The organism is Streptomyces sp. NPDC090106 (assembly GCF_044747265.1).
Classification (GTDB): domain Bacteria; phylum Actinomycetota; class Actinomycetes; order Streptomycetales; family Streptomycetaceae; genus Streptomyces.
Genome location: NZ_JBIVDS010000005.1, coordinates 163,125 through 183,885 on the forward strand (window position 1 = coordinate 163,125; position 20,761 = coordinate 183,885).

Annotated in this window: 24 protein-coding genes; 3 read left to right on the forward strand and 21 right to left on the reverse strand. The window is 71.3% G+C overall.

Annotated elements, in window-relative coordinates; genetic code table 11:
• Positions 1–125: 125 nt before the first annotated feature.
• From ACIPSE_RS17755 to ACIPSE_RS17805, 11 genes are all read right to left on the reverse strand, one after another.
• Positions 126–1,697 (reverse strand): DUF1996 domain-containing protein, encoded by a 1,572-nt coding sequence (locus ACIPSE_RS17755; protein ID WP_401663455.1) that lies wholly within the window; start codon positions 1,695–1,697, stop codon positions 126–128.
• A gap of 202 nt (positions 1,698–1,899) precedes the next feature.
• Positions 1,900–2,550 (reverse strand): LuxR C-terminal-related transcriptional regulator, encoded by a 651-nt coding sequence (locus ACIPSE_RS17760; RefSeq protein ID WP_401663458.1) that lies wholly within the window; start codon positions 2,548–2,550, stop codon positions 1,900–1,902.
• Positions 2,535–3,800 (reverse strand): sensor histidine kinase, encoded by a 1,266-nt coding sequence (locus tag ACIPSE_RS17765; RefSeq protein ID WP_401663461.1) that lies wholly within the window; start codon positions 3,798–3,800, stop codon positions 2,535–2,537. The genes ACIPSE_RS17760 and ACIPSE_RS17765 overlap by 16 nt, the downstream gene beginning before the upstream one ends.
• Before the next feature lie 107 nt (positions 3,801–3,907).
• Complete coding sequence (locus ACIPSE_RS17770; RefSeq protein ID WP_401663463.1) at positions 3,908–4,465, reverse strand: winged helix-turn-helix domain-containing protein; 558 nt, start codon at positions 4,463–4,465, stop codon at positions 3,908–3,910.
• 120 nt (positions 4,466–4,585) lie between these two features.
• Positions 4,586–4,708 carry a hypothetical protein gene (locus ACIPSE_RS17775; protein WP_401663465.1) on the reverse strand — a complete coding sequence of 41 codons (123 nt, stop codon included), beginning with the start codon at positions 4,706–4,708 and terminating at the stop codon, positions 4,586–4,588.
• 88 nt (positions 4,709–4,796) lie between these two features.
• Entirely contained in the window at positions 4,797–5,768 is a 972-nt protein-coding gene (locus ACIPSE_RS17780; RefSeq protein WP_401663467.1) for a DUF6891 domain-containing protein, read from the reverse strand.
• Between the two features lie 93 nt (positions 5,769–5,861).
• Positions 5,862–6,890 (reverse strand): glutamine synthetase, encoded by a 1,029-nt coding sequence (glnII, locus tag ACIPSE_RS17785; protein ID WP_401663470.1) that lies wholly within the window; start codon positions 6,888–6,890, stop codon positions 5,862–5,864.
• 342 nt (positions 6,891–7,232) lie between these two features.
• Positions 7,233–7,919, reverse strand: coding sequence for a hypothetical protein (locus ACIPSE_RS17790; protein ID WP_401663472.1), 687 nt, complete (start codon positions 7,917–7,919; stop codon positions 7,233–7,235).
• A 96-nt stretch (positions 7,920–8,015) separates the two neighbouring features.
• On the reverse strand, positions 8,016–8,819 hold the full coding sequence (locus ACIPSE_RS17795; protein ID WP_401663474.1) for a hypothetical protein: 804 nt from the start codon (positions 8,817–8,819) through the stop codon (positions 8,016–8,018).
• Between the two features lie 58 nt (positions 8,820–8,877).
• Positions 8,878–9,237, reverse strand: a complete 360-nt coding sequence (locus ACIPSE_RS17800; RefSeq protein ID WP_401663475.1) for an arsenate reductase family protein — start codon at positions 9,235–9,237, stop codon at positions 8,878–8,880.
• Between the two features lie 37 nt (positions 9,238–9,274).
• Positions 9,275–10,624, reverse strand: coding sequence for a DUF2252 domain-containing protein (locus tag ACIPSE_RS17805; RefSeq protein ID WP_401663477.1), 1,350 nt, complete (start codon positions 10,622–10,624; stop codon positions 9,275–9,277).
• A 188-nt stretch (positions 10,625–10,812) separates the two neighbouring features.
• On the opposite strand from ACIPSE_RS17805, the gene ACIPSE_RS17810 reads away from it, so the two are divergent.
• Positions 10,813–12,003: a winged helix DNA-binding domain-containing protein gene (locus tag ACIPSE_RS17810; RefSeq protein ID WP_401663479.1), complete on the forward strand. Its 1,191-nt coding sequence runs from the start codon at positions 10,813–10,815 to the stop codon at positions 12,001–12,003.
• Positions 12,004–12,083: 80 nt separating this feature from the next.
• Here the strand turns inward: ACIPSE_RS17810 and ACIPSE_RS17815 are convergent, their stop codons facing one another.
• The 3 genes from ACIPSE_RS17815 to ACIPSE_RS17825 form a co-directional block, all read right to left on the reverse strand.
• Complete coding sequence (locus ACIPSE_RS17815) at positions 12,084–12,392, reverse strand: hypothetical protein (RefSeq protein WP_401663482.1); 309 nt, start codon at positions 12,390–12,392, stop codon at positions 12,084–12,086.
• A 235-nt stretch (positions 12,393–12,627) separates the two neighbouring features.
• Entirely contained in the window at positions 12,628–13,344 is a 717-nt protein-coding gene (locus ACIPSE_RS17820) for an alpha/beta hydrolase (RefSeq protein ID WP_401663484.1), read from the reverse strand.
• A gap of 28 nt (positions 13,345–13,372) precedes the next feature.
• Positions 13,373–13,876: a DUF1269 domain-containing protein gene (locus ACIPSE_RS17825; protein WP_401663486.1), complete on the reverse strand. Its 504-nt coding sequence runs from the start codon at positions 13,874–13,876 to the stop codon at positions 13,373–13,375.
• A gap of 203 nt (positions 13,877–14,079) precedes the next feature.
• Here ACIPSE_RS17825 and ACIPSE_RS17830 point away from each other — a divergent pair, with 203 nt between their 5' ends.
• On the forward strand, positions 14,080–14,358 hold the full coding sequence (locus ACIPSE_RS17830) for a hypothetical protein (RefSeq protein ID WP_401663488.1): 279 nt from the start codon (positions 14,080–14,082) through the stop codon (positions 14,356–14,358).
• 6 nt (positions 14,359–14,364) lie between these two features.
• On the opposite strand, the gene ACIPSE_RS17835 is transcribed toward ACIPSE_RS17830, so the two are convergent.
• From ACIPSE_RS17835 to glnA, 4 genes are all read right to left on the reverse strand, one after another.
• Positions 14,365–14,949, reverse strand: coding sequence for a hypothetical protein (locus ACIPSE_RS17835; protein WP_401663490.1), 585 nt, complete (start codon positions 14,947–14,949; stop codon positions 14,365–14,367).
• Positions 14,950–14,956: 7 nt separating this feature from the next.
• Positions 14,957–15,874, reverse strand: a complete 918-nt coding sequence (gene htpX / locus ACIPSE_RS17840; RefSeq protein WP_401663492.1) for a zinc metalloprotease HtpX — start codon at positions 15,872–15,874, stop codon at positions 14,957–14,959.
• A 99-nt stretch (positions 15,875–15,973) separates the two neighbouring features.
• Positions 15,974–16,255 carry a hypothetical protein gene (locus ACIPSE_RS17845; protein ID WP_401663494.1) on the reverse strand — a complete coding sequence of 94 codons (282 nt, stop codon included), beginning with the start codon at positions 16,253–16,255 and terminating at the stop codon, positions 15,974–15,976.
• Positions 16,256–16,367: 112 nt separating this feature from the next.
• Complete coding sequence (glnA, locus tag ACIPSE_RS17850) at positions 16,368–17,777, reverse strand: type I glutamate--ammonia ligase (RefSeq protein WP_401663496.1); 1,410 nt, start codon at positions 17,775–17,777, stop codon at positions 16,368–16,370.
• A gap of 199 nt (positions 17,778–17,976) precedes the next feature.
• Here glnA and ACIPSE_RS17855 point away from each other — a divergent pair, with 199 nt between their 5' ends.
• Positions 17,977–18,444 (forward strand): RDD family protein, encoded by a 468-nt coding sequence (locus tag ACIPSE_RS17855; RefSeq protein ID WP_401663499.1) that lies wholly within the window; start codon positions 17,977–17,979, stop codon positions 18,442–18,444.
• A gap of 98 nt (positions 18,445–18,542) precedes the next feature.
• On the opposite strand, the gene ACIPSE_RS17860 is transcribed toward ACIPSE_RS17855, so the two are convergent.
• The 3 genes from ACIPSE_RS17860 to lipA all read right to left on the reverse strand — a co-directional run bounded on the left by ACIPSE_RS17860 (position 18,543) and on the right by lipA (position 20,716).
• Positions 18,543–19,244 (reverse strand): DUF4191 domain-containing protein, encoded by a 702-nt coding sequence (locus ACIPSE_RS17860; protein ID WP_401663501.1) that lies wholly within the window; start codon positions 19,242–19,244, stop codon positions 18,543–18,545.
• Between the two features lie 47 nt (positions 19,245–19,291).
• A complete protein-coding gene (locus ACIPSE_RS17865; protein WP_401663503.1) occupies positions 19,292–19,492 on the reverse strand; it encodes a hypothetical protein in 201 nt (66 codons plus the stop codon).
• A 258-nt stretch (positions 19,493–19,750) separates the two neighbouring features.
• Positions 19,751–20,716, reverse strand: coding sequence for a lipoyl synthase (gene lipA / locus ACIPSE_RS17870; protein ID WP_401663505.1), 966 nt, complete (start codon positions 20,714–20,716; stop codon positions 19,751–19,753).
• Positions 20,717–20,761 lie beyond the last annotated feature (45 nt).

A 20,761-nucleotide genomic window follows, 5' to 3' on the forward strand; every position in this document is an offset into this window, starting at 1 on the left:
ACCGGCGCGGCCGCCCCCCCCCCTCGGGCCCGGCGCGCAGCGGCCCCCCCCCCCCCCCGCCCCGGGGCCCCGGCGCGGGGGGGGGGGGCCCCCCCCCCCCCGCTTCTCCGTTGCCTAGATGCGGATCACTGGCACTTGCGGCCGGTGTTGATGCAGTTGACCATCTTGTTCATCAGGTTGGTGGAGAAGAAGTTGATGAAGTCGTTGTGGTCGGTCACCGGCTTGTGCAGGTTCTCCGGGAAGGTGTCCACCGCGTACGGGTTGACGACCGTGCCGTTCTGGATGGTCGGCGCCTGAACGTTGTAGACCAGTCGCACCTGGAGCTGCGGGATCGCCTTGAAGCCGTTGGCGCAGGTGCCGTCGGCCTGGACGAACGCCACGTGGGTACGGTGGTTGGCGCTGTCGATGTTCTGGCCGTCCCAGCAGCTCTGGAAGTTGGTCGTGCGCACGACCTGGCTGCCCTGCGGGCAGATCGGGTACTTGTCGTGCAGCTGGACCTTGTTCTCGAAGCCGGTGCAGCTCCAGTTGACGTTCGCGTTGGCGTTGCCGTTGACGAACGCCTTCGCGTCACCCGTGATGATGCGCAGCGCCGTCGGCATCGCGACGACCTTGCCCTTCTTGTTGCCGACGAACTTCAGCTGGGCCTGGGCGGGCTGCAGGATCGTGCCCACGTTGCCCTCGGTGCCACCGCCGGCCGCGTTCTGGTCGAAGTCCTGCGAACCGTCCTGAAGGCGCAGCACCGGCCAGAAGTACGAGGACACGTCGCCCTTGTTCTGGCAGGTGGTCTGGGCCCCCGCCAGGTCCTGGTCGGACGCGAACGCGTCGTTGGACTGGTTGCCGACGTAGTCGTGCAGGTGGTGGGCGCCGTTGGTGACACCCGGGGCGACGATCACGTTGTCCGTGTTGTGGTTGTCGTTCCCGTTGGTGCCGCACTTCGTGGTGAACGTGCCACGCGAACCGGAACGGCCGTTGGCCAACAGGCCGTTCGCGCCCACACCCAGCTGGGCGCTGGCGCCCTGGACCTGGGTGATGTCCACGAAGTCGTCGGCCGTCGGGCCGTTTCCGCCCTGGCCGTTCGCCTGACCCGCGCCCTGGTCCTGACCGGTGTCCTGGCCGTCACCCTGGTCCTGGCCGGTGTCCTGGCCGTCGCCCTGGTCCTGACCGTCGCCCTGCTGCTGACCGCCGCCGTTGTTCTGGCCGGCCTCACCATCGGTGGTCTGCGGCGTTTCGGCCGGCACACCGGTGCAGCCCGCGAACTGCGACAGGTTCGCGGCCTGCCCGCCCGCGCGCTGGATGTTGATCCGGATCCGGTCCAGCGTCGCGTTCCGCTTCTCCTTCAGCGGGCCGAGGATCGCGTTCTGCACGAACCCCGAGTCGTTGGCCTGCGCCTGGCGCGTGGACGCGAGCCGGGCGTACGCCTCGGTGATCTGCTTGTCGAGGTTCGCCACCTCGGTCGCCACGCCGTTGCGCGCGCCGTTGGGGACGTTGGTCAGCTGCTGGCCGACGTCCGGGCACTCGATCGTGGCGATCTGCGTGCCGGCAGCCCTCGTCTGGTTCTGTCCCCCGTTCTTCGACTCGTGCGCCGAAGCGTAGAAGTTCGCCCAGATCAGCCCGCCCCCACCGAGCGCTAGGGCTGCCGACCCCGCGATGACCTTGGTGGTCATCGACGTACGGCGTTTCCGATTGTTGCGTCCCATGGAACTCCTCTGACTTCCTTGACGGGGCGTCGAGGCGCCCGACAGGAGGGAAAGCGGCGCTCTTTCATACGCGCGACGCCCCAGGGGTGTTCAGCCGCCTCAGAAATTCATGAGAGATCCGAGGATTAATCCATCATCAACAGTCCACGAAATACCGGGAGTTGCGGCTGCTGCACAGGAAGTGCCGATCACGCGCCCGTTTTCAGTGGCCGTGGTCGAGATACGCGAGAACCGCCAGGACGCGGCGGTTGTCGTCGTCCGAGACCTCCAGTCCGAGTTTGGCGAAGATGTTGGAGGTGTGTTTGGCGATCGCCCGTTCCGTCACCACCAGGTGAGCGGCGATCGCCGCATTGGAGCGGCCTTGCGCCATCAGCTCCAGCACCTCCGTCTCGCGCGGGGTGAGCCGTCCCATCGGCCGGTCCGCCGCCCGCCGGGACAGCAGCTGCTGGATCACCTGGGGGTCCATGGCCGTGCCGCCCGCCGCGACCCGCCGGACCGCGTCCACGAACTGCGCCGCGTCGAACACCCGGTCCTTGAGCAGATACCCGACCCCGCCGGTGCCGTCGGCCAGCAGCTCCCGCGCGTACAACTGCTCCACGTGCTGCGACAGCACCAGCACCGGCAGCCCGGGCCGCCGGCGGCGGGCGTCCAGCGCGCACTGCAGCCCCTCGTCGGTGTGCGTGGGCGGCAGCCGCACGTCCACCACGGCGACGTCCGGCTCCAGTTCGGCCAGCGCCCGCGCCAGTTCGGGGCCGCTCTCCACCGCAGCCGCGATCTCGAAGCCGTGCGCTTCGAGCAGCCGCACCAGCCCGTCCCGGAGCAGGAACAGGTCTTCGGCTAGGACAACACGCAAGGGATCTCCATGGTGACCATGGTGGGGCCGCCCGCGGGTGAGCTGACGGCGAGGACGCCGTCGAATGTACCCAGCCGCCGCTCCACCCCGGCCAGCCCCGACCCGGCACCGAGCGCCGCGCCGCCCCGCCCGTCGTCCGTGACGGTGATCCGCAGCCGCTCCCCGGCGTGGTGCACGTCGATCCAGATCCGGTCGGCGCCCGCGTGCTTCACCACGTTGGTGAGCGCCTCGCTCACCGCGAAGTACGCCGCCGACTCCACGGGCGCCTCCGCCCGCCCCGGAAGCTCGACGCTCACCTCGGACGGCACCGGCAGCCGCAGCGCCAGCGCCCGCACCGCGTCGCCCAGTCCGCGCTCGGCGAGCACCGGCGGATGGATGCCCCGCACCAGGTCCCGCAGTTCGGCGAGCGCGTCCACGGACGACTGCCGGGCGTGCGCGAGCAGTTCCCTGGCCTTGCCGGGATCGGTGTCCAGGAGCAGCTCGATGGTGCCGAGGTCCATGCCCATGGCGACCAGCCGCGCCTGCGCCCCGTCGTGCAGATCCCGTTCGATGCGCCGCAGTTCGGCGGCCGAGGTGTCGACGGCGTCGCGCCGTGTCTCGGTCAGCACCCGTACCCGCTCGGCCAGTTCGGCGCCGCTCGGGGTGAGCAGGGCCCGGGTGAGCCGGAAGTGCGCGGCCAGCACCCGTGAGGTGAACCGGTGCGCGAGGAAGAGGAGGGCACCGCCCAGGACGCCCGCGGCGAGCGCGGTGGCCTGGCCCGTCACCGGCACGAACGCGTACCAGTACCCGTCGGGCAGCACCCGCCACAGCCCGAGCGCGATCGCGAACCCCTCCAGCGGGTAGAACACCAGCACGCCCGCCAGCAGCGCGGTGACGAACCCCGCCGTCATGTCGGCGGGCAGCCAGCGCAGATCCCGCCAGGTCGCCGGGTCGCGCACCATCGTGAAGGTCCGCGTCCACGGGTTGGCGTCCGCCGGGAGGGGCCGGTAAGCCGACGGGATGCGTATCCCGCACCACTTCACCGCGAGCAGCCGGCGCGCGTCGGCGAACGCCCGCACCCCCGTCAGCACCCACGGTGTCGTGACGATCCCGACCCCGACCGGGATCAGCGCGAGCGACACCAGGGAGAGGGTGAGACAGAACACCGCCCCCGGCAGCGTCAGCAGTGCGAGGGCGAGGCCTCGCACCGCCGCCCGTCCCGTGCCCCGTGCCCGCGTGACCCGGTCGTCGCTCTTCGTCTCTGCGCTCATGCGGCGAGTCTCGCGGAGTGCCGGGAGCCGGTCACGGGGCCTGGCCGCCCGGCCGGGGGGTGGTGCCAGGTACACCCCCCGGCCGACGGGATCGCGTCAGGGGCCGGTCAACGGCCCGTCGGAGGGGCGTACTTGTAGCCGACCCGGCGGATCGTCTGGATCGCCTGCCGGTGCTGGGTGCCCAGCTTGCGGCGCAGGCGGGCGATGTGCACGTCGACGGTACGGCCGTCGCCCACATGTCCGTAGCCCCACACCGTGGTGACCAGCTGGTCGCGGGTGTGGACCCGGTGGGGGTGCGCGACGAGATGGGCGAGGAGCTCGAACTCCAGGTAGGTGAGGTCGAGTTCGACGCCGTCCACCGCAGCCGTGCGCTGCACGGTGTCGACGCGGACGAGCGGGTCGCCGTCCTCCTCGGCGCCGGGCTCGCCCGCGGCGGGCGACTGCGGGTCGGCCGGGACGAGCACCAGATAGCCGATCATCGGCGGCTGGCCCGGCAGCGTGGGCAGGGTGTGCGGGGGAGCGGGCAGCCAGGTGGCGCCCGGCGGGAGGAAGTCCGGGACGTCCGGCACCTCGTCGGGGCGCACGGCCCGCAGCCGGTGCCGTGCGCTCTGCTCGGCCGGGGCGGTGAGGGTGGGGGCGGAGGACAGGGAACGAGTGGTCGCCATGAGAGGTCAGCTCTTTCGCGCGAGGAGTTCGTCGGGAAGGCCGACAAGCCACGAGTTCGTGGTCGGGCCGGTCGGGACGTACGTCGATGCGCGCGGGCCGAAGGCCGGGGGTGTACGGCTTTAGAGGGCCGGCGCGTTCATCGCGCGGCAACACACCCGGTCGAAGTCATGGTGCTGACGGGAAGGCCAGAACGGCTCGAGGTCGTGGCGACCCGTCGCGGTGTCCTTCTGGAAGCTGGCCATGGGCCCATTGAAGCAGACACAGCCCGGTTACAGGAGCCTCCTCTCACTGCTTGGACGCTTCCCTGACGCGAAACAGGTGTCGCGTGCCTCACCCCACCAGTCGTTTGCGCCAGTTCAGGGGCGCCACACCGATCGCCTTGTCCGGATCGCCGTCCCACCGGGTGGACAGTCCTGCCGCGGTGAGCGCGGCCACGACCTCGCGGCCGATTCCTTCGGCCGCCTCGGGGGAGTCCTCGCGACCGCCGTAGTAGAGCGCGAGTCCGTGCCCCTGGGCCGCGCCGCGGGTGCACTGGTGGTGGAAGAAGACGAAGCCCCGGGCGCCCGGGGTGTCCGCCATCTCGTGGCCGATGTCGCCGGTGCCGCAGGTGCGGCAGCACGTGAAGTGCTCGCGGGCGACGATGCCGTCCCGCTCCAGCGCGGCGAACGCGCGCTCCAGCCGGTCCGGATCGGTCTCCCCGGTCCAGGTCTCCTGCTCCTCGACCCGGGCCAGCCACAGGCGTTCCACGAGCGGTCCGGCCTGCGCGGGCGTCAGCCGGTCCTCGACCAGGTAGACCGTCTCCCGGACGATGGTCCGGATGTCGAGGTAGCCGTCGGCGAGCATCTCGCGCACGTACCGCTCGGCGTCCGCCGCGACCGAGGGATCGGGCGCGGGCGGCGCCACGGGCACGGGCAGCTCGTCCCGCTGCCAGGAGATCCCGGTGTCCCAGCCGTCCTCCTGCCGGGCCCAGCGCGCCATGACGTCCGCGACGAGCCCCGGATCCTCCACCTCGGTGACCCACATGTACGGGACGGGGCCGGTGCGGTGCTGGAACTCGTAGGGACCGCCCGGCCGGTGGGCGGCCTGGATGAAGACCGTGGGCCGGTCCGGTATCCGCTGCACGATCAGGAACTGGTCGCCGCGGCCCCCGATCCGCTCCACCAGCTCCCGCAGCCGCTCCGCCGTGACCCGGGCGTGCGCCTCGCCGCTCTCGGTCACGACCTTGATGCCGAGACGGCCGTCCCCGCCGGTCCCCATGCCCTCACGCCCCATGCCCTCACGCCCCGTGCCCTCACGTTCCATGCCCGCACTCTGGCACGCGCCACCGACAACGCGCCGAGGGGGCGCCCACCGCGAACGGTGGACGCCCCCTCGGGGAGCCGGGGATCCCGTGGGTCAGGCCTGGCCGGCCTTCTCCAGGGCGGAGCAGCAGGTGTCGACGATCAGCCGCGTCACGAGGTACGGGTCGACGTTGGCGTTGGGACGGCGGTCCTCGATGTAGCCCTTGCCGTCCTTCTCGACCTGCCACGGGATACGGACCGAGGCGCCGCGGTTGGAGACACCGTAGGAGTACTCGTTCCACGGGGCGGTCTCGTGCAGACCCGTCAGACGGTCGTCGATGCCGGCGCCGTAGTGCTTGACGTGGTCGAGCGGCTTGGAGCCCTCACCGAGGGACTCGCACGCGGTGATGATCGCGTCGTAGCCCTCGCGCATCGCCTTGGTGGAGAAGTTGGTGTGCGCGCCGGCGCCGTTCCAGTCGCCCTTGACCGGCTTGGGGTCGAGGGTCGCGGAGACGCCGAAGTCCTCGGCGGTGCGGTAGAGCAGCCAGCGGGCCACCCACAGGTGGTCGGAGACCTCCAGCGGGGAGACCGGGCCGACCTGGAACTCCCACTGGCCGGGCATGACCTCGGCGTTGATGCCGGAGATCGCGAGACCGGCCTTGAGGCAGTTGTCCAGGTGCGCCTCGACGACGTCACGGCCGAAGATCTCGTCCGCGCCGACACCGCAGTAGTAGCCGCCCTGCGGGGCCGGGTAGCCGCCCTTGGGGAAGCCGAGGGGGTAGCCGTCCTTGAAGAACGTGTACTCCTGCTCGATGCCGAAGATCGGCTCCTGCGAGGCGAACTTCTCCGCGACCTCGGTGAGCGCGGCACGGGTGTTGGACTCGTGCGGGGTCATGTCGATGTTCAGGACCTCGCACAGGACGAGGATGTCGTCGCCGCCGCGGATCGGGTCGGGGCAGGAGAAGACCGGCTTGAGCACGCGGTCCGAGGAGTGCCCCTCGGCCTGGTTCGTGGAGGACCCGTCGAAGCCCCAGATCGGCAGCTCGGCACCCTTGGCGTCGTCGGCCAGGATCTTGGTCTTCGAACGGAGCTTGGCCGTCGGCTCGGTGCCGTCGATCCAGATGTACTCAGCCTTGAAGCTCACGGGCCACATCCTTCGGGGTGGGTCTCTAGGCGCACTTGCGGGTGCTGCGGCGCTGCGGCACTGAAACGCCGCGAGTTGATGTGCGCGAGCCTGTCAACAGGCGATTTCCCGCCCGTTGCTCGAATGTGAACCCCGTGTTACCTGGTGGTTCTGTGGCGCGTCTCACGCCGTGAGGCGGGCGGGCGGCGCGGCGAGCGACACGGAAAGTCGACAGGGAGACACCCGGACCCGGCGGCGGAACCGCTCGTATGCGATGGGGTTGCGCGACGGCACGTGTAGGTCCTGCCGCTCGTGGCCGCGAGCGACAGGACCGCATGACACGTACGGGCTAGGGCGTGCGCCTCACCCCACCTTCTCGATCAGGGCTCGGCGGATCAGGAACTTGCCGGGCTCGCGGACCTGCTCGAAAGCGGCGTTGTTCAGCAGCGCGCAGCTGCCGGAGACCGAGGTGACCTCGACCGTCGTGGACTTGTTGTTGTCCAGGTTGGTGACCTTCAGCTTCGTCCCCGCCGGGAACTGGTTGCTGGAGGCCGCGGGCGCCCCGCCCTCGCCGGAGAGCGTGACGGTCGAGCCGTTGCAGACCTGCTGGCCGGAGGCGGCCGGAGGCTGCGCGGCCTGCGAGGGCGTCGCGGTGGCGGTGGCGGACTCGGCGGGCTGGGCCGCCCCGGCGCCGGGGGCCTGCGAGCCGGAAGCCTGCGAGCCGGTCGACTGGGAGCCCTGAGCCGACTCCCCAACGACACACCCGGACGCTTCCTGCTGCACCTTGATCTGCGCGATGACCGCCTCACGGTTGGCGATCCGGGCCGTGGACTGCGCGTCCGGATTCGCCCTCTGGTCCGCGATGAACTGCTGGTTGTTGCCGAGTGCGGTGGCGAGCCCCTGGCAGACGGTGGATTCCGCGGCCGTCTGGGGCGACTGCGCGGCGTTGGAGGTGGTGGCCATCACGAAGGCCCCGCCTCCCGCCACCGCCGCCGCGCTCGCCAACAGCGCGATCTTCTTTCCCGTGCTGAGAGTTCTCCTACGCGACATGCGCGCCTCCTGGGGGTCCGGGTGCGGTCGTCGCTATGTACGAGATGTCGAACGAGCTTGCTCAGCGGCTGACAGGAGTCACCGGAGTAACGTGCGTCACACCGAGTCGGGGTCCTCGTACGCGACGACCCTGTCGTCGACGTACCGGAGGAGGTCCTCGGTCTGCCGGGTGATGTCCTCCTCGCCGGTCTCCGAGCCGTCGCCCCACTGCCCGCCTGCGAACACCACGGACCGTACGGTCATCAGCCGCCGGAACACCCCCGCCGAACCGGGCGGCACCGTCGGCAGCCCCGCCTCCGGCGGCGGGTCCAGCGACATCACCTGGTACGTCACCGGGTCCATCGAGGCCATCGCGAACACGGCCGAGGCGTCCTCGGCACGGGTGAAGCTCAGCACGGTCACCGTCACCTGCGAGCGCCGCTCGGCGTCCGTGAACAGCGCGGCCGTCAACCGCTCGCAGCCCCGGCCCTGTTGCTCGATCAGCGCCGCCAACTCCGGTGCCATGCCCTCGGAGCAGTCGGTCGTCGTGGCGAGATCCACCCGCGTGTACCGCGAACCGTCCTTCAGGCGCACGTTCTTGGCGGGGAACGCCTGCTCCGGCCGGATCACCGGCCGCGCCAGCAGCGACGGCAGCGACGAGGGGGCGTCGGAGGGCAGGGACACGTCGACGGAGGGCGCGCCCGCGGCGGGCGCGGAGGCCGCCGCGTTCCGGTCCCCGTCCGTGTACAGCATGGCTCCCGCGGTGACCGCCGCGACGAGGACGCCTCCCGCCCCGGCCGCCGCCGCACGCCGCGCGCGCCTGCGTCTGCGTATCCGCTCCTGCTCGACCACCCACCGGGTGTACGGGTCAGGGGCGGGCGGCGGCGGCCCGTACGGCATTCCTTGATCACCGAAGCTCATGGCGGCGGAGGGTAACAGCGCGGAGCCGCTGAACTCCCGCCGGCGGACAAAGCGTTGCCTACCGGGACAGTGCGTCCCGTACCGCTTCCTCGGAGCGGGCGACCACGGCGGTGCCGTCGTCCGCCGTGATGATCGGCCGCTGGATCAGCTTCGGGTGCCCGGCGAGCGCGGTGATCCACCGCTCCCGCGAGGCCGCGTCCCGCGCCCACTCCTTCAGCCCCAGCTCCTTGGCGACCGCCTCCTGGGTCCGGACGATGTCCCACGGCTCCAGCCCGAGCCGCTCCAGCACGTCCCTGATCTCGTCCGCGCTCGGCACGTCCTCCAGATAGCGGCGCACGGTGTAGTCGGCGCCCTCCGCGTCGAGCAGCCCGATCGCGCTGCGGCACTTCGAACAGGCCGGGTTGATCCAGATCTCCATGCCGTCACCGTACGGCGTCACCGCGGCCCGGAGCGGGTCACACGTCCGGCGACGCCGTCACCACACCGGCGGCCACCGCCGCGCCCAGCGTCGCGTGGTCGGTGACCGTCTGGGCGGCGTACGCGCGCGCGTACTCGGCCACCGCCCGGTCGAAGGTGTCGCCGCCGCCCAGGTACGCGGCGATCGCCACCCGGTCACCGGACCGGGCGTGCGCCCGGGCCAGGGCGGTGCCGCACAGCCGCGCGTACGCGGTGAGGTCGGCCGGGTTCATCCCGGCGACGTCCGCCGAGCCCTTCATGTCCCGCAGCTGCCGCCAGTAGTACGCCCGCCCCTGCGGGCCCGTCATCCACCCCAGGAAGATGTCGCTCGCCGCCTGGAGCAGCCGCTGGCCGGCGACCACACGGTGCCCGGGATGGACGTACGGGCCGTTCGGCAGGTGCTCCTCCAGGACGGACCTGCGGGCCTCCTTGATCTGGAGGAACAACGGGTCGTCCGCGTCACGCCCCGCCAGCAGCAGGATGAAGCAGCGGGTGCCGACACTGCCGACGCCGACGACCTTGCGGGCGGCGTCGACGAACCGGTAGCGGTCCAGGAGCATCCGGCGCTCCTCGGAGAGCGTCGAGCGGTAGTCGCTGAAGATCTTCCGGAGCGCGGCCATGTCGGGCGCGCCCGCGGGCTCCAGCAGCGGCGGGTCCCGGACGATCCGGCGCCGCCCGTCCACCACCTCCGTCAGCCTGCCGACCGCCTGGAGGCTCGTGCGGCGCCGGGCCCGCGTCAGGCTCGCCTGGACCCGGCGGCGGTGCCGGGAGGACCGCACCAGCGGCAGCAGGCTCTCGGCGTCGACCCGCTCGTACCAGACGGCCAGCTCGCCGAGCCGGGCCAGCCGCCGCATCGAGGTCCGGTACGCGGCCACCGCCGCCAGCGCCGCGGCCTGCCCCTTGTCCGCGGGGTGCCCGTTCTCGCGCGCGGCGACGACGACACTCGCGGCGAGCCGCTTCACGTCCCACTCGAAGGGCCCCGGGAACGTCTCGTCGAAGTCGTTGAGGTCGAAGAGCAGCGACCGCTCGGGGGAGGCGTAGAGGCCGAAGTTCAGCAGATGCGCGTCCCCGCACAGCTGCACGGTGAGCCCGGTGTGCGGCTGCGCGGCCAGATCGGCGGCCATCACCGCCGCCGCCCCCCGCAGGAACGCGAACGGCGACCCGGACATCCGCCCGTACCGGATCGGCAGCAGCTCCGGCAGCCGGTCCCGGCCCTGCCGCTCCAGCACCGCCACCGGGTCCGGCCGGTCCACCGCCGGGATCCACCCCGCGTGCTCGGAGCGGGAGACCCGCTTGCGGGCGGCCCGCCCGCGCGCGGCACGGTCGGCCGGGGCACCTGGAGTACTCATCCGCCCTGCCTCCCCATCACGCCTCCCGGTCCGCTGTTCTCGACACCCCCTGTTCGCAGGGAAGCCCGGCCCGGGGGCACGCGCATGCCCAGTCCGGCGATCGGGTGAACGCGCGGCGGCCGATTGTCAGTGCCGTCGGAGAGGATGCGAGCGGACGGTGACGGGCGGCGAGTGACGGGGAGAGCGGCATGGGCGAGGCGCGGCACATCGGGGTGGCCGAGCGGCGGGCACGACTGGCGCTGCGGCACCGGCTGGCCGGCGCCGCCCGGGCCGCCGGCCCGGAGGAGGTCGCCGCGTCCCTGGTGGCGCTGCACGGCTCGGACCCGGCGTCGGTGCATCTGTCCGTCGGCGCCCGGCTGGCCGATCCGGCGAAGACGGTCGCCGCCACGGAACGCGCGCTGTACGAGGACGGCACGCTGGTGCGGATGCACGGCATGCGCACCACGGTCTTCGTGTTCCCCACCGGACTGGCCGCCGTCGTGCACGCCTCGACCGGCATCGCCGTCGCCGCGCGCGAACGGGCCTCCCTGCTCAAGGACATGGCGAAGGCCGGTGCCCCCGACGCCGCGTGGCTCGCCGACGTCGAGGCGTCCGCGCTGGCCGCGCTCGCCCGGCGCGGACAGGCCACGGCGGCCGAACTCGCCCAGGACGAGCCCCGGTTGAGGCAGCAGTTCGTGTACGCGGCGGGCAAGAGCTACGAGGGCGTGCACACCGTCTCCACCCGGCTGCTCAAGCTCCTGGGCGCCGAGGGCAAGGTCGTCCGCGGCCGGCCGCTCGGCTCCTGGACGTCCTCCCAGTTCCGCTGGGCCCCCGCGCCCCCGCACCCCGAACTCGACCCGGCCGGGGCCCGGTCGACGCTGCTCGCGCGCTGGCTCACGGCGTGCGGACCCGTCACCGAGGACGACCTGAAGTGGTGGACGGGCTGGAAGGTGACCGATGTGCGCCGCGCCCTGGCGGCGATCGGCGCGGAGCCGGTGACCCTGGACGAGGGGCCGGGCTGGGTCGCGGCCGGGGACCTCGACCCGGTGGACGGGCCGCGGGAGCCCTGGGCGGCGCTGCTGCCCGGCCTCGACCCGACGGCGATGGGCTGGCGCCACCGGGACTGGTATCTCGCGCCGGAGCTGCGGCCCCCGCTCTTCGACTACAGCGGAAACGTGGGCCCCACGGTGTGGTGGGACGGCCGGGTGGTCGGCGCCTGGGCGCAGCGCCCCGACGGGGAGATCGCCTGGCGGCTGCTGGACCGGGCGGGCGTGGGCCGGGACGCCGAGGCGGCGATCACGGCCGAGGCGGAGCGGTTGCGGGCCTGGCTGGGCACGGCCCGGGTGACCCCGCGCTTCCGGACGCCGGTGGAGAAGGAACTCGCGGGCGGAGCCGCTTGACGGGGCCCGTACGACCGGACGCCGGACGCTCCCGTTCCCGGGGCGCCCGGCGCCGGCGGTTCACCGTGAAGGCCGGTGGTTCACCGTGAGTAGCGCATCAGCGCCCGCACCATGTGGCACGTCGTGTCCGACGGCGGGTGGACGCCGATCGTCTGCGCCGTGCTCCGGATCTTCTCGTTGCGGGCCTGGTTCGGCAGGTACACGCCCAGGTCGAGCAGGGCGATGGCGAGTCGCATCGCCTTGAGGCGACGGTTGTGCGTGACGTACCACTCGCGCGGACGCCCCGGCGGCAGCGGGCGCTTCTCCACGGGCGTGTACGGCAGGTCCAGCAGCACCGGGTGCTGGACGGTCGACTGGGTGGGCAGCGGCTTCAGTGCGGCAGCGGGCACGGGCATCCTCCTGTCGCGATCAGGTCGTCCACCGAGGGCCTCGGCGCCCCCGGCGACTTCCTCGAACACTACCTACAGTCTACCGCCGGCCACTGACAACGCGGGAGTCCGCGAGACCGGTCAAAGAGCCAGGTGAGAGCGGAAATTGAGCTCGTGTCACGGCAGGTTCGACTGAGGTGCGTGGGGCGACGAAGAAATCGAACAAGGCGGTGGCCGGCCCTCGTCCGCGAGGAGGTCAGGCGTGGTCGGCGAGCAGCAGGCCGACGAACTCCCTCCGGTCCTCGGCGTGATCGTGGAACCACGCGCCCAACCGGTGCCCGGCGTCCGGGAGTTCGAGCCGGGAGAACCGCGCCCGGGCCGCCAGCGCGTCCTGGAGGGCCTCGGTCACCGTCGCCGGGACGACCTCGTCGTGCGCCGGGACGGCGAGCACCGCCCGGCCCGCGTAGGCGCGCAGCACGCCCAGCGCGGACGCCGAACGCCAGCTGTCCGGGGTGCGGATGAGGGTGCTGAACCGGCCGTAGCCCGCGCCGAAGGGCACGCCCCAGGCCTCGTCCGTGTACACGGCGGGTGAGCACAGGCCGAGCGCCGTCACGCGCCCGCCGTAGTGCCGTACGAGATCGGTGGCCGTCTGGCCGCTCATGCTGAACCCGACGAGGACCAGCGGGCTGTCCGCGGGGACACGTGCGTCGATCACCGCGACGGCCTGCTCGAAGCGGCGGCGCAGGCTCAACTCGGCGAGCGCGCCGGTGCTTTCGCCGTGGCCGGAGAAGTCGAGGGCCAGGGCGGCGTGGCCGTGGGCGGTGAACTCGGCCAGCAGGGGCAGCAGTCGCTCCTTGCTGCCGTTCCCGGCGCCGTGCAGCAGGACGGCGGTGGCCCGCCCGGGGCCACCGCCGTCGTCGTGCGCTCCGCTGAGCCGTTCGCCGCCGTGTTCCTGGGTGAAGGAGGTGAGCATGTCCTCATTCGATCACGGCGCCGCCCGCTCAGGTGGCGGCGTGGTGCGCCGCCGCCCTGATGGCCTCCCGCAGGTGGTCCTCGTCGGCCTGGCTCAACGAGGTCTGCACCAACTGGCCGCCGAACGGCGTGAGTTGCGGGATGACCTTGTCCTGGGCGGCCTGCTTGACGAGCACGAACAGGGCCGCGGCGCCCGGGCGCAGGTTCTGGCTCAGCTCCTTCATGAAGGGGTCGTTGATGCCGGTGTCGGTGAACGCGCCGCCCGCTGCTCCGGCCGCCGCGCCCACCGCCGCGCCGAGCAGCGGGGCCAGGAAGAGCAGCCCGATCACACCACCCCACAGGGCGCCTCCGGCCGCGCCCACCGTGGTGTGGTTGACGGCCTGGTGCAGCTTGATCCTGCCGTCGTCCCGCCGCTCGACGACGACGATGTCCTCCAGCTCGACGAGGTGCTGCTTGGACAGCTCGACGACCTTCTCGCGGACCCGATGGGCAGTGGCGAGATCGTCGTAGGCGATGACGAAGAGATCGCTCATGCGGAAGAACACCCCTTATGGGAGAAATGTGCATGTGCGCCCCACCCTAGGTCCGGGGAAAAGGGGATGCACGCCGAGTGACCGTCTCCCTACGCTGGACAAGCGTTGCGGAGCTGCCACCTCTGCTTTCCGCAGGAGCGGCGTCACCCTGCGCGTCCGGGGCTACTCTGCTGCACACCCACCCACGCACACGGAGGCCCGAGATGGGCACCATCGTCATGGCCGGGGCGGCTGTACTGGTCGTCCTCGGATTCGGCAACCACCTGTACTGGCTCGCTGCCGCGGCCGTGCTCTTCCTGTACCTGCGGTACGGGCGGGCGGAGGTCTCGACGTCCTCGGGCCGCCCCTCCTCGGGCGGCAGCATGCCCAGCGACTACCGCTCCTACCGCGACCGCCGGGACAAGCAGGCCAAGTGGGAGCGCCGCTACCGCCGCGAGCGCCCCTTCGAGTCCCGCCGCCAGGAGCGCGAGAAGAGCAAGTGAGCGTCCTCAGACGCCGGGGGCGCCCCACACGGGGAACCACCGGCTGAGGTCCTGTTCGATCCGCAGGTCGTCGGCGAGGGCCGCCCTCACCCGCAGTTCCAGCGGGTTGTCGCGCCTCTGCCCCGCGCCGGGCAGGGGCGCGAACGGATAGAACGTGCCGCGCTTGTAGAGATAGACGAGCGCGAGCGCGCGCCCTTCGGGGTCCCGGAAGCCCACCAGCGAGCACAGCAGCTGCGGGCCGAAGCCGTTGACCTCCATCGAGGAGTTGACGGCGTGCAGATCGTTGACCAGCAGGTGCAGCCGGTCGGGGGAGCGTCGGGAGACCAGCCAGGAGTAGCCGTAGTCGTCCCGGGTCAGCTCCACCGGGGGGCCGTCCCGGTCGGCGTCCGCGTCCAGCAGCGCCTGCACCTCGCGGTGCGACTGCTCGAAGGCCGCGCCCTCGACGGTGGCGAAGCACACCGCGCCCCCGCCCGTCGGGGTGAACCCGGCGGCGGCCTCCAGCGTCACCGCCGCCGACGGCAGCGCGAACAGCCGGTCGAGGTCGGGCGCCACCGGTTTGGTGCGCCCGAGCAGGATGTCCAGCAGCCCCATGTCGCTCTCAGTCCGCCTTCCCGGGGGCGAGTGCCTCCCCCAACTCGCCGGAGATCCGGCCCAGTTGCTCCAGCCGCTGGTTAAGGGGCGGATGCGTGGAGAAGAACCGCTCGATGCCGGGCTCCCGGCCCGTGGCCGGGGTGAAGTAGAACGCGTTGAACGCCTGCGCGGTCCGCAGATCCTTGGTCGGGATGCGCGCGATGTCCCCGGAGACCTTCGCCAGCGCGGAGGCGAGCGCCGAGGGCCGCCCCGTCAGCAGGGCCGCGGCCCGGTCGGCGGCCAGCTCCCGGTACCGGGACAGCGCCCGGATCAGCAGGAAGCTGATCGCGTACACGGCCGCGGAGACACCCAGCACGGCGGCGAGGACCGCGGCGGTGTTCTGGTCCCGGCGCCCGCCGAAGACCTGCGAGTAGAACGCGAACCGCACGATCAGCCCGGCGATCACCCCGAGGAACGAGGCGACGGTGATCACGGCGACGTCCTTGTGCGCCACGTGCGACAGCTCGTGCGCCAGCACGCCCTCCAGCTCGTCCTTCTCCAGCCGCCGCAGCAGCCCGGTCGTCACGCACACCACCGCGTGATCCGGATTCCGTCCGGTGGCGAAGGCGTTGGGCATGTCCATCGCGGACACGGCGACCACGGGCTTCGGCATGTCCGCGAGCGCGCACAGCCGGTCCACGACCCCGTGCAGCTCGGGATACTCCTCCCGCTCCACGACCCGGCCGCGCATAGCGAACAGCGCGACCCGGTCGGAGAACCAGTACTGCGCCCCCAGGAACCCGGCCGCCACGACCACGACCAGCACCCACGACCTGAGCAGCACGACCAGCGCACCGACGAACACCACGTACAGCAGCCCGAGCAGGAACAGCGTGACCGTCATCCGCACGGTCAACCGCCGATCACTCCGGAAACGGCTCCGCATCTGCATCACCCCGCAGTCACACCCCCGCCCCACCCAGTGTGCACCGCCCTCCACCATGAACCGCCCCCGATCAGTCCTGGGACGGGCAAAAGCTGAGGGCTAGTACGGCGCCCGGAACCCGCTGTACCCCAGCACGACGATCACCGCGGCCACGATGCCGAAGACCAGGGCCACCGAGGTCCACGGGGAGCGGGCCCGGGTGCGGCGTCCCCGCTCGGCCTCCGCGCGGAACGGCTGGGACGGCGGCGGGTTCTCCTTCCAGCGGGCGGCGAGCATGCGGGCGCGGGCCGAGGGTTCCTTCCGCTCGGCGTCGTCGGCCCAGCGGATGTCGAACTCACGGTCCTCGCCGTCCTCGTCGGGCCGGTCGTCGCGTTCGGTCATGGTCCCCACCCCGTCGCCCCGCAATCGAACATCCGTGCTTGAACGATACGACGGCGCCCCCGTCCCTGAGCAACAGGAACGGGGGCGCCGGGGTACGACGGGAACGGGTCGGTCACACGTCGAAGTACAGCTCGAACTCGTGCGGGTGCGGGCGGAGCTGGAGCGGGGCGATCTCGGTGGTGCGCTTGAGGTCGATCCACGTCTCGATCAGGTCCGGCGTGAAGACGTCGCCCTGGAGGAGGAACTCGTGGTCGCGCTCGAGCGAGTCGAGGACGGCCGGGAGGGAGGTCGGGACCTGGGCGACGCTCGCGTGCTCCTCGGGAGCCAGCTCGTACAGGTCCTTGTCGATCGGCTCGGCCGGCTCGATCTTGTTCTTGATGCCGTCGAGGCCCGCGAGCAGCAGGGCCGAGAAGGCCAGGTACGGGTTGCCGGAGGAGTCGGGCGCACGGAACTCGACGCGCTTGGCCTTCGGGTTGGAGCCCGTGATCGGGATACGCATGGCCGCGGAGCGGTTGCGCTGCGAGTAGACGAGGTTGATCGGCGCCTCGAAGCCCGGGACCAGACGGTGGTACGAGTTCACCGTCGGGTTGGTGAAGGCCAGCAGCGACGGGGCGTGCTTGAGGATGCCGCCGATGTAGTAGCGGGCGGTGTCCGACAGGCCCGCGTAACCGGCCTCGTCGTAGAAGAGCGGCTGGCCGCCCGTCCACAGCGACTGGTGCACGTGCATGCCCGAGCCGTTGTCACCGAAGATCGGCTTCGGCATGAAGGTCGCGGTCTTGCCGTTGCGCCAGGCCACGTTCTTCACGATGTACTTGAAGAGCTGGAGGTCGTCGGCCGCGGCGAGCAGCGTGTTGAACTTGTAGTTGATCTCGGCCTGGCCGGCCGTGCCCACCTCGTGGTGCTGGCGCTCGACCTGGAGGCCGGAGTTGGCCAGCTCCAGGGAGATCTCCGCACGCAGGTCGGCGAAGTGGTCGACCGGCGGGGTCGGGAAGTAACCGCCCTTGTAGCGGACCTTGTACCCACGGTTGTTCTCGACCGCACCGGTGTTCCAGGCGCCGGCCTCGGAGTCGATGTGGTAGAAGCTCTCGTTCGCGCCGGTCGCGAAGCGCACCGAGTCGAAGACGTAGAACTCGGCCTCGGGACCGAAGAACGCGGTGTCGGCGATGCCGGTCGAGGCGAGGTAGGCCTCGGCCTTCTTCGCCACGTTGCGCGGGTCACGGGAGTACTGCTCGCCCGTGATCGGGTCGTGGATGAAGAAGTTGATGTTGACCGTCTTGTCGCGGCGGAAGGGGTCGACGCGCGCGGTGGACAGGTCGGCGCGGAGCGCCATGTCGGACTCGTGGATGGCCTGGAAGCCGCGGATCGAGGAGCCGTCGAAGGCGAGCTCCTCGGCCGGGTCGAAGGCCTCGGCCGGGATCGTGAAGTGCTGCATCACACCCGGCAGGTCGCAGAAGCGGACGTCGACGAACTTGACGTCCTCGTCCGCGATGAACTTCTTGGCCTCGTCGGCGTTCTGGAACATCCAGCTCCTCCTACTCCCGGCCCGTCCGACCCGGGGTGGTAGTTCGTTCGTGCGGCCAGTGCGGTGGCACACGCTGGCCTCGACACTAGGGACGCGTGATTTCTCCGGCGTGACCCATTTGTTTCGCACAAGTTAACCGGACATCGGTCCCGGTACCCCACCTGTCCGTATCCCGAAACGCGGGCAGTACCGTGGACGGGTGGACAAGAGGGAAGCAATCGGATCGTGGCTCTCGGGGCCCCGCGAGGCCTCCGAGCAAGCGGGTGTGGACTTCGGATACCGCGGCGAACAGCTCGGCCTGCCGGAGACGGGGCCGGGTTCCGTCGCCCGTCCGGGCCGGCGGATCGGCGCGCTCGTCGTCGACTGGGGGATGAGCGTGTTGATTGCATCCCAGTTGATCACTCAGAGCTATGACCAGACGACATCGAACTGGGCGCTGCTCGTCTTCTTCGTGATGAGCGTCCTCACGGTCGGCACCATCGGCTTCACCCCGGGCAAGCGCCTGTTCGGCGTGCGCGTGGTCGAGCTGGGCACCGGCCGGGTGAACCCCTGGCGCGGCCTCCTGCGCACCGTCCTGCTCTGCCTCGTCGTCCCGGCCCTCGTCTGGGACCGTGACGGCCGCGGCCTGCACGACCGGATCTCCCGGACGGTGGAGGTCCGGATCTGACGGTGGAGGTCCGGATCCAGGGACATGCGCGTGTGTACGACGAAGGGGGCGCCCACCGCTGGTGGGCGCCCCCTTCGTCGTACACACGCGGCCGTGGGTCAGCGGGCCTTGCCGCCGCCCTTCGGCAGCTTCATGCCCTTCGGCATCGGGCCCTTGGGGAGCGGCATGTTGCTCATCAGGTCGCCCATGGCGCGCAGCCGGTCGTTGGTGGCGGTGACCTGGGGGCCGGTCAGGACGCGCGGCAGCTTCAGCATGCTCGTGCGGACCTTCTTCAGCTCGACCTGGCCCTCGCCCGTGCCGACGATGATGTCGTGCACCGGGACGTCCGCGACGATGCGGTTCATCTTCTTCTTCTCGGCGGCCAGCAGGCTCTTGACCCGGTTCGGGTTGCCCTCGGCGACCAGCACGATGCCGGCCTTGCCGACCGCGCGGTGCACCACGTCCTGGCTGCGGTTCATCGCGACCGCGGGGGTCGTCGTCCAGCCCCGGCCGATGTTGTCGAGGACGGCCGCGGCGGCGCCCGGCTGACCCTCCATCTGACCGAAGGCGGCCCGCTCGGCGCGGCGCCCGAACACGATCGCCGTGCCCAGGAAGGCGAGCAGGAAGCCCAGGATGCCCAGATAGACCGGGTGGCCGATCAGGAAACCGATCGCGAGAAAGACACCGAGGATCAGGATGAAGACGCCCGCGAGAACGAGACCGATCTTCTTGTCGGCCCTGCGGGTCATCTTGTACGTCAGGGCGATCTGCTTCAGTCGCCCGGGGTTCGCGGCATCCGCCGCACTGTCACTTCTCGCCATGCCCCGAAGTCTACGTGGCCCCCGGAGTGGCGACGACGGCGAGGCGGTCAGGGACGGGAGGCGAGCGCCTTGTCCAGAACCTGCTGTGCCTCGACCCGGTCCTTGGCCCGGCGGCGGTCCTCCAGGACGGACGTCCAGGCGTTGCGGCGGGCGGTGCGCTGGCCGCCGCTCATGAGGAGCGACTCGACGGCACGGAGTGCATCGGTGAACGACGGAATGGCGGTGGCGCGAACGGGCGCGGCCTGCATGATGGAGGTCCCCCCTCGGGATCCGGCGGCTCTGGTGGGTGCTGCACGGGGCGTACGACCAGGGTCACTGATTGGTGTTACCAGGGCGTGACCGACCGGTCAAACGCCAATGAAGCCTTGATGGGCGGGCCGCGAACCCTGACGCGGCCCCGACGGCGCCCCTAGCTGCGGGGACGGTCGGGACCGCGTCAATCGGCCATAACCCGGCGGTAGCCGCTTGTGCTCAGCTTCACACGCGCCGAGTGGCACTGAGTGCCATCACACCGCCTGCGAGGCGACGTACGCGCCCCGCTTCTCGATCGCCATCTGGTAGAGCCGGCCGGCCCGGTAGGAGGAGCGGACGAGCGGCCCGGACATCACGCCGGAGAAGCCGATCTGGTCGGCCTCGTCCTTCAGCTCCACGAACTCGTGCGGCTTCACCCAGCGCTCGACGGGGTGGTGACGCACCGACGGGCGCAGGTACTGGGTGATGGTGACCAGCTCGCAGCCCGCGTCGTGCAGCTGCCGCAGCGCCTCGCTGACCTCCTCGCGGGTCTCGCCCATGCCGAGGATCAGGTTCGACTTGGTCACCAGGCCGAAGTCACGGGCCTCGGTGATGACCTTCAGGGAGCGCTCGTAGCGGAAGCCGGGGCGGATCCGCTTGAAGATGCGCGGCACCGTCTCGACGTTGTGCGCGAAGACCTCGGGGCGCGACTCGAAGACCTCGCGGAGCAGCTCCGGGACGGCGTTGAAGTCGGGGGCCAGCAGCTCGACCTTGGTGTGCCCGCTCTCGCGGCCCGCGGTCTGCTGGTGGATCTGGCGCACGGTCTCGGCGTACAGCCAGGCGCCGCCGTCCTCCAGGTCGTCGCGGGCGACGCCGGTGATGGTGGCGTAGTTCAGGTCCATCGTGACCACGGACTCGCCGACGCGGCGCGGCTCGTCACGGTCGAGCGCCTCGGGCTTGCCGGTGTCGATCTGGCAGAAGTCGCAGCGCCGGGTGCACTGGTCGCCGCCGATGAGGAAGGTCGCCTCGCGGTCCTCCCAGCACTCGTAGATGTTGGGACAGCCGGCTTCCTGGCAGACCGTGTGCAGCCCCTCGCTCTTCACGAGCTTCTGCATCGCGGTGTACTCGGGACCCATTTTCGCCCGGGTCTTGATCCACTCGGGCTTGCGCTCGATGGGGGTCTGGGCGTTCCGGACCTCCAGGCGCAGCATCTTGCGTCCGTCGGGTGTGACTGCGGACACATCGGCTCCCTGCTGATTGGCTTGCGTAGTCTTCGATTCCTCGGT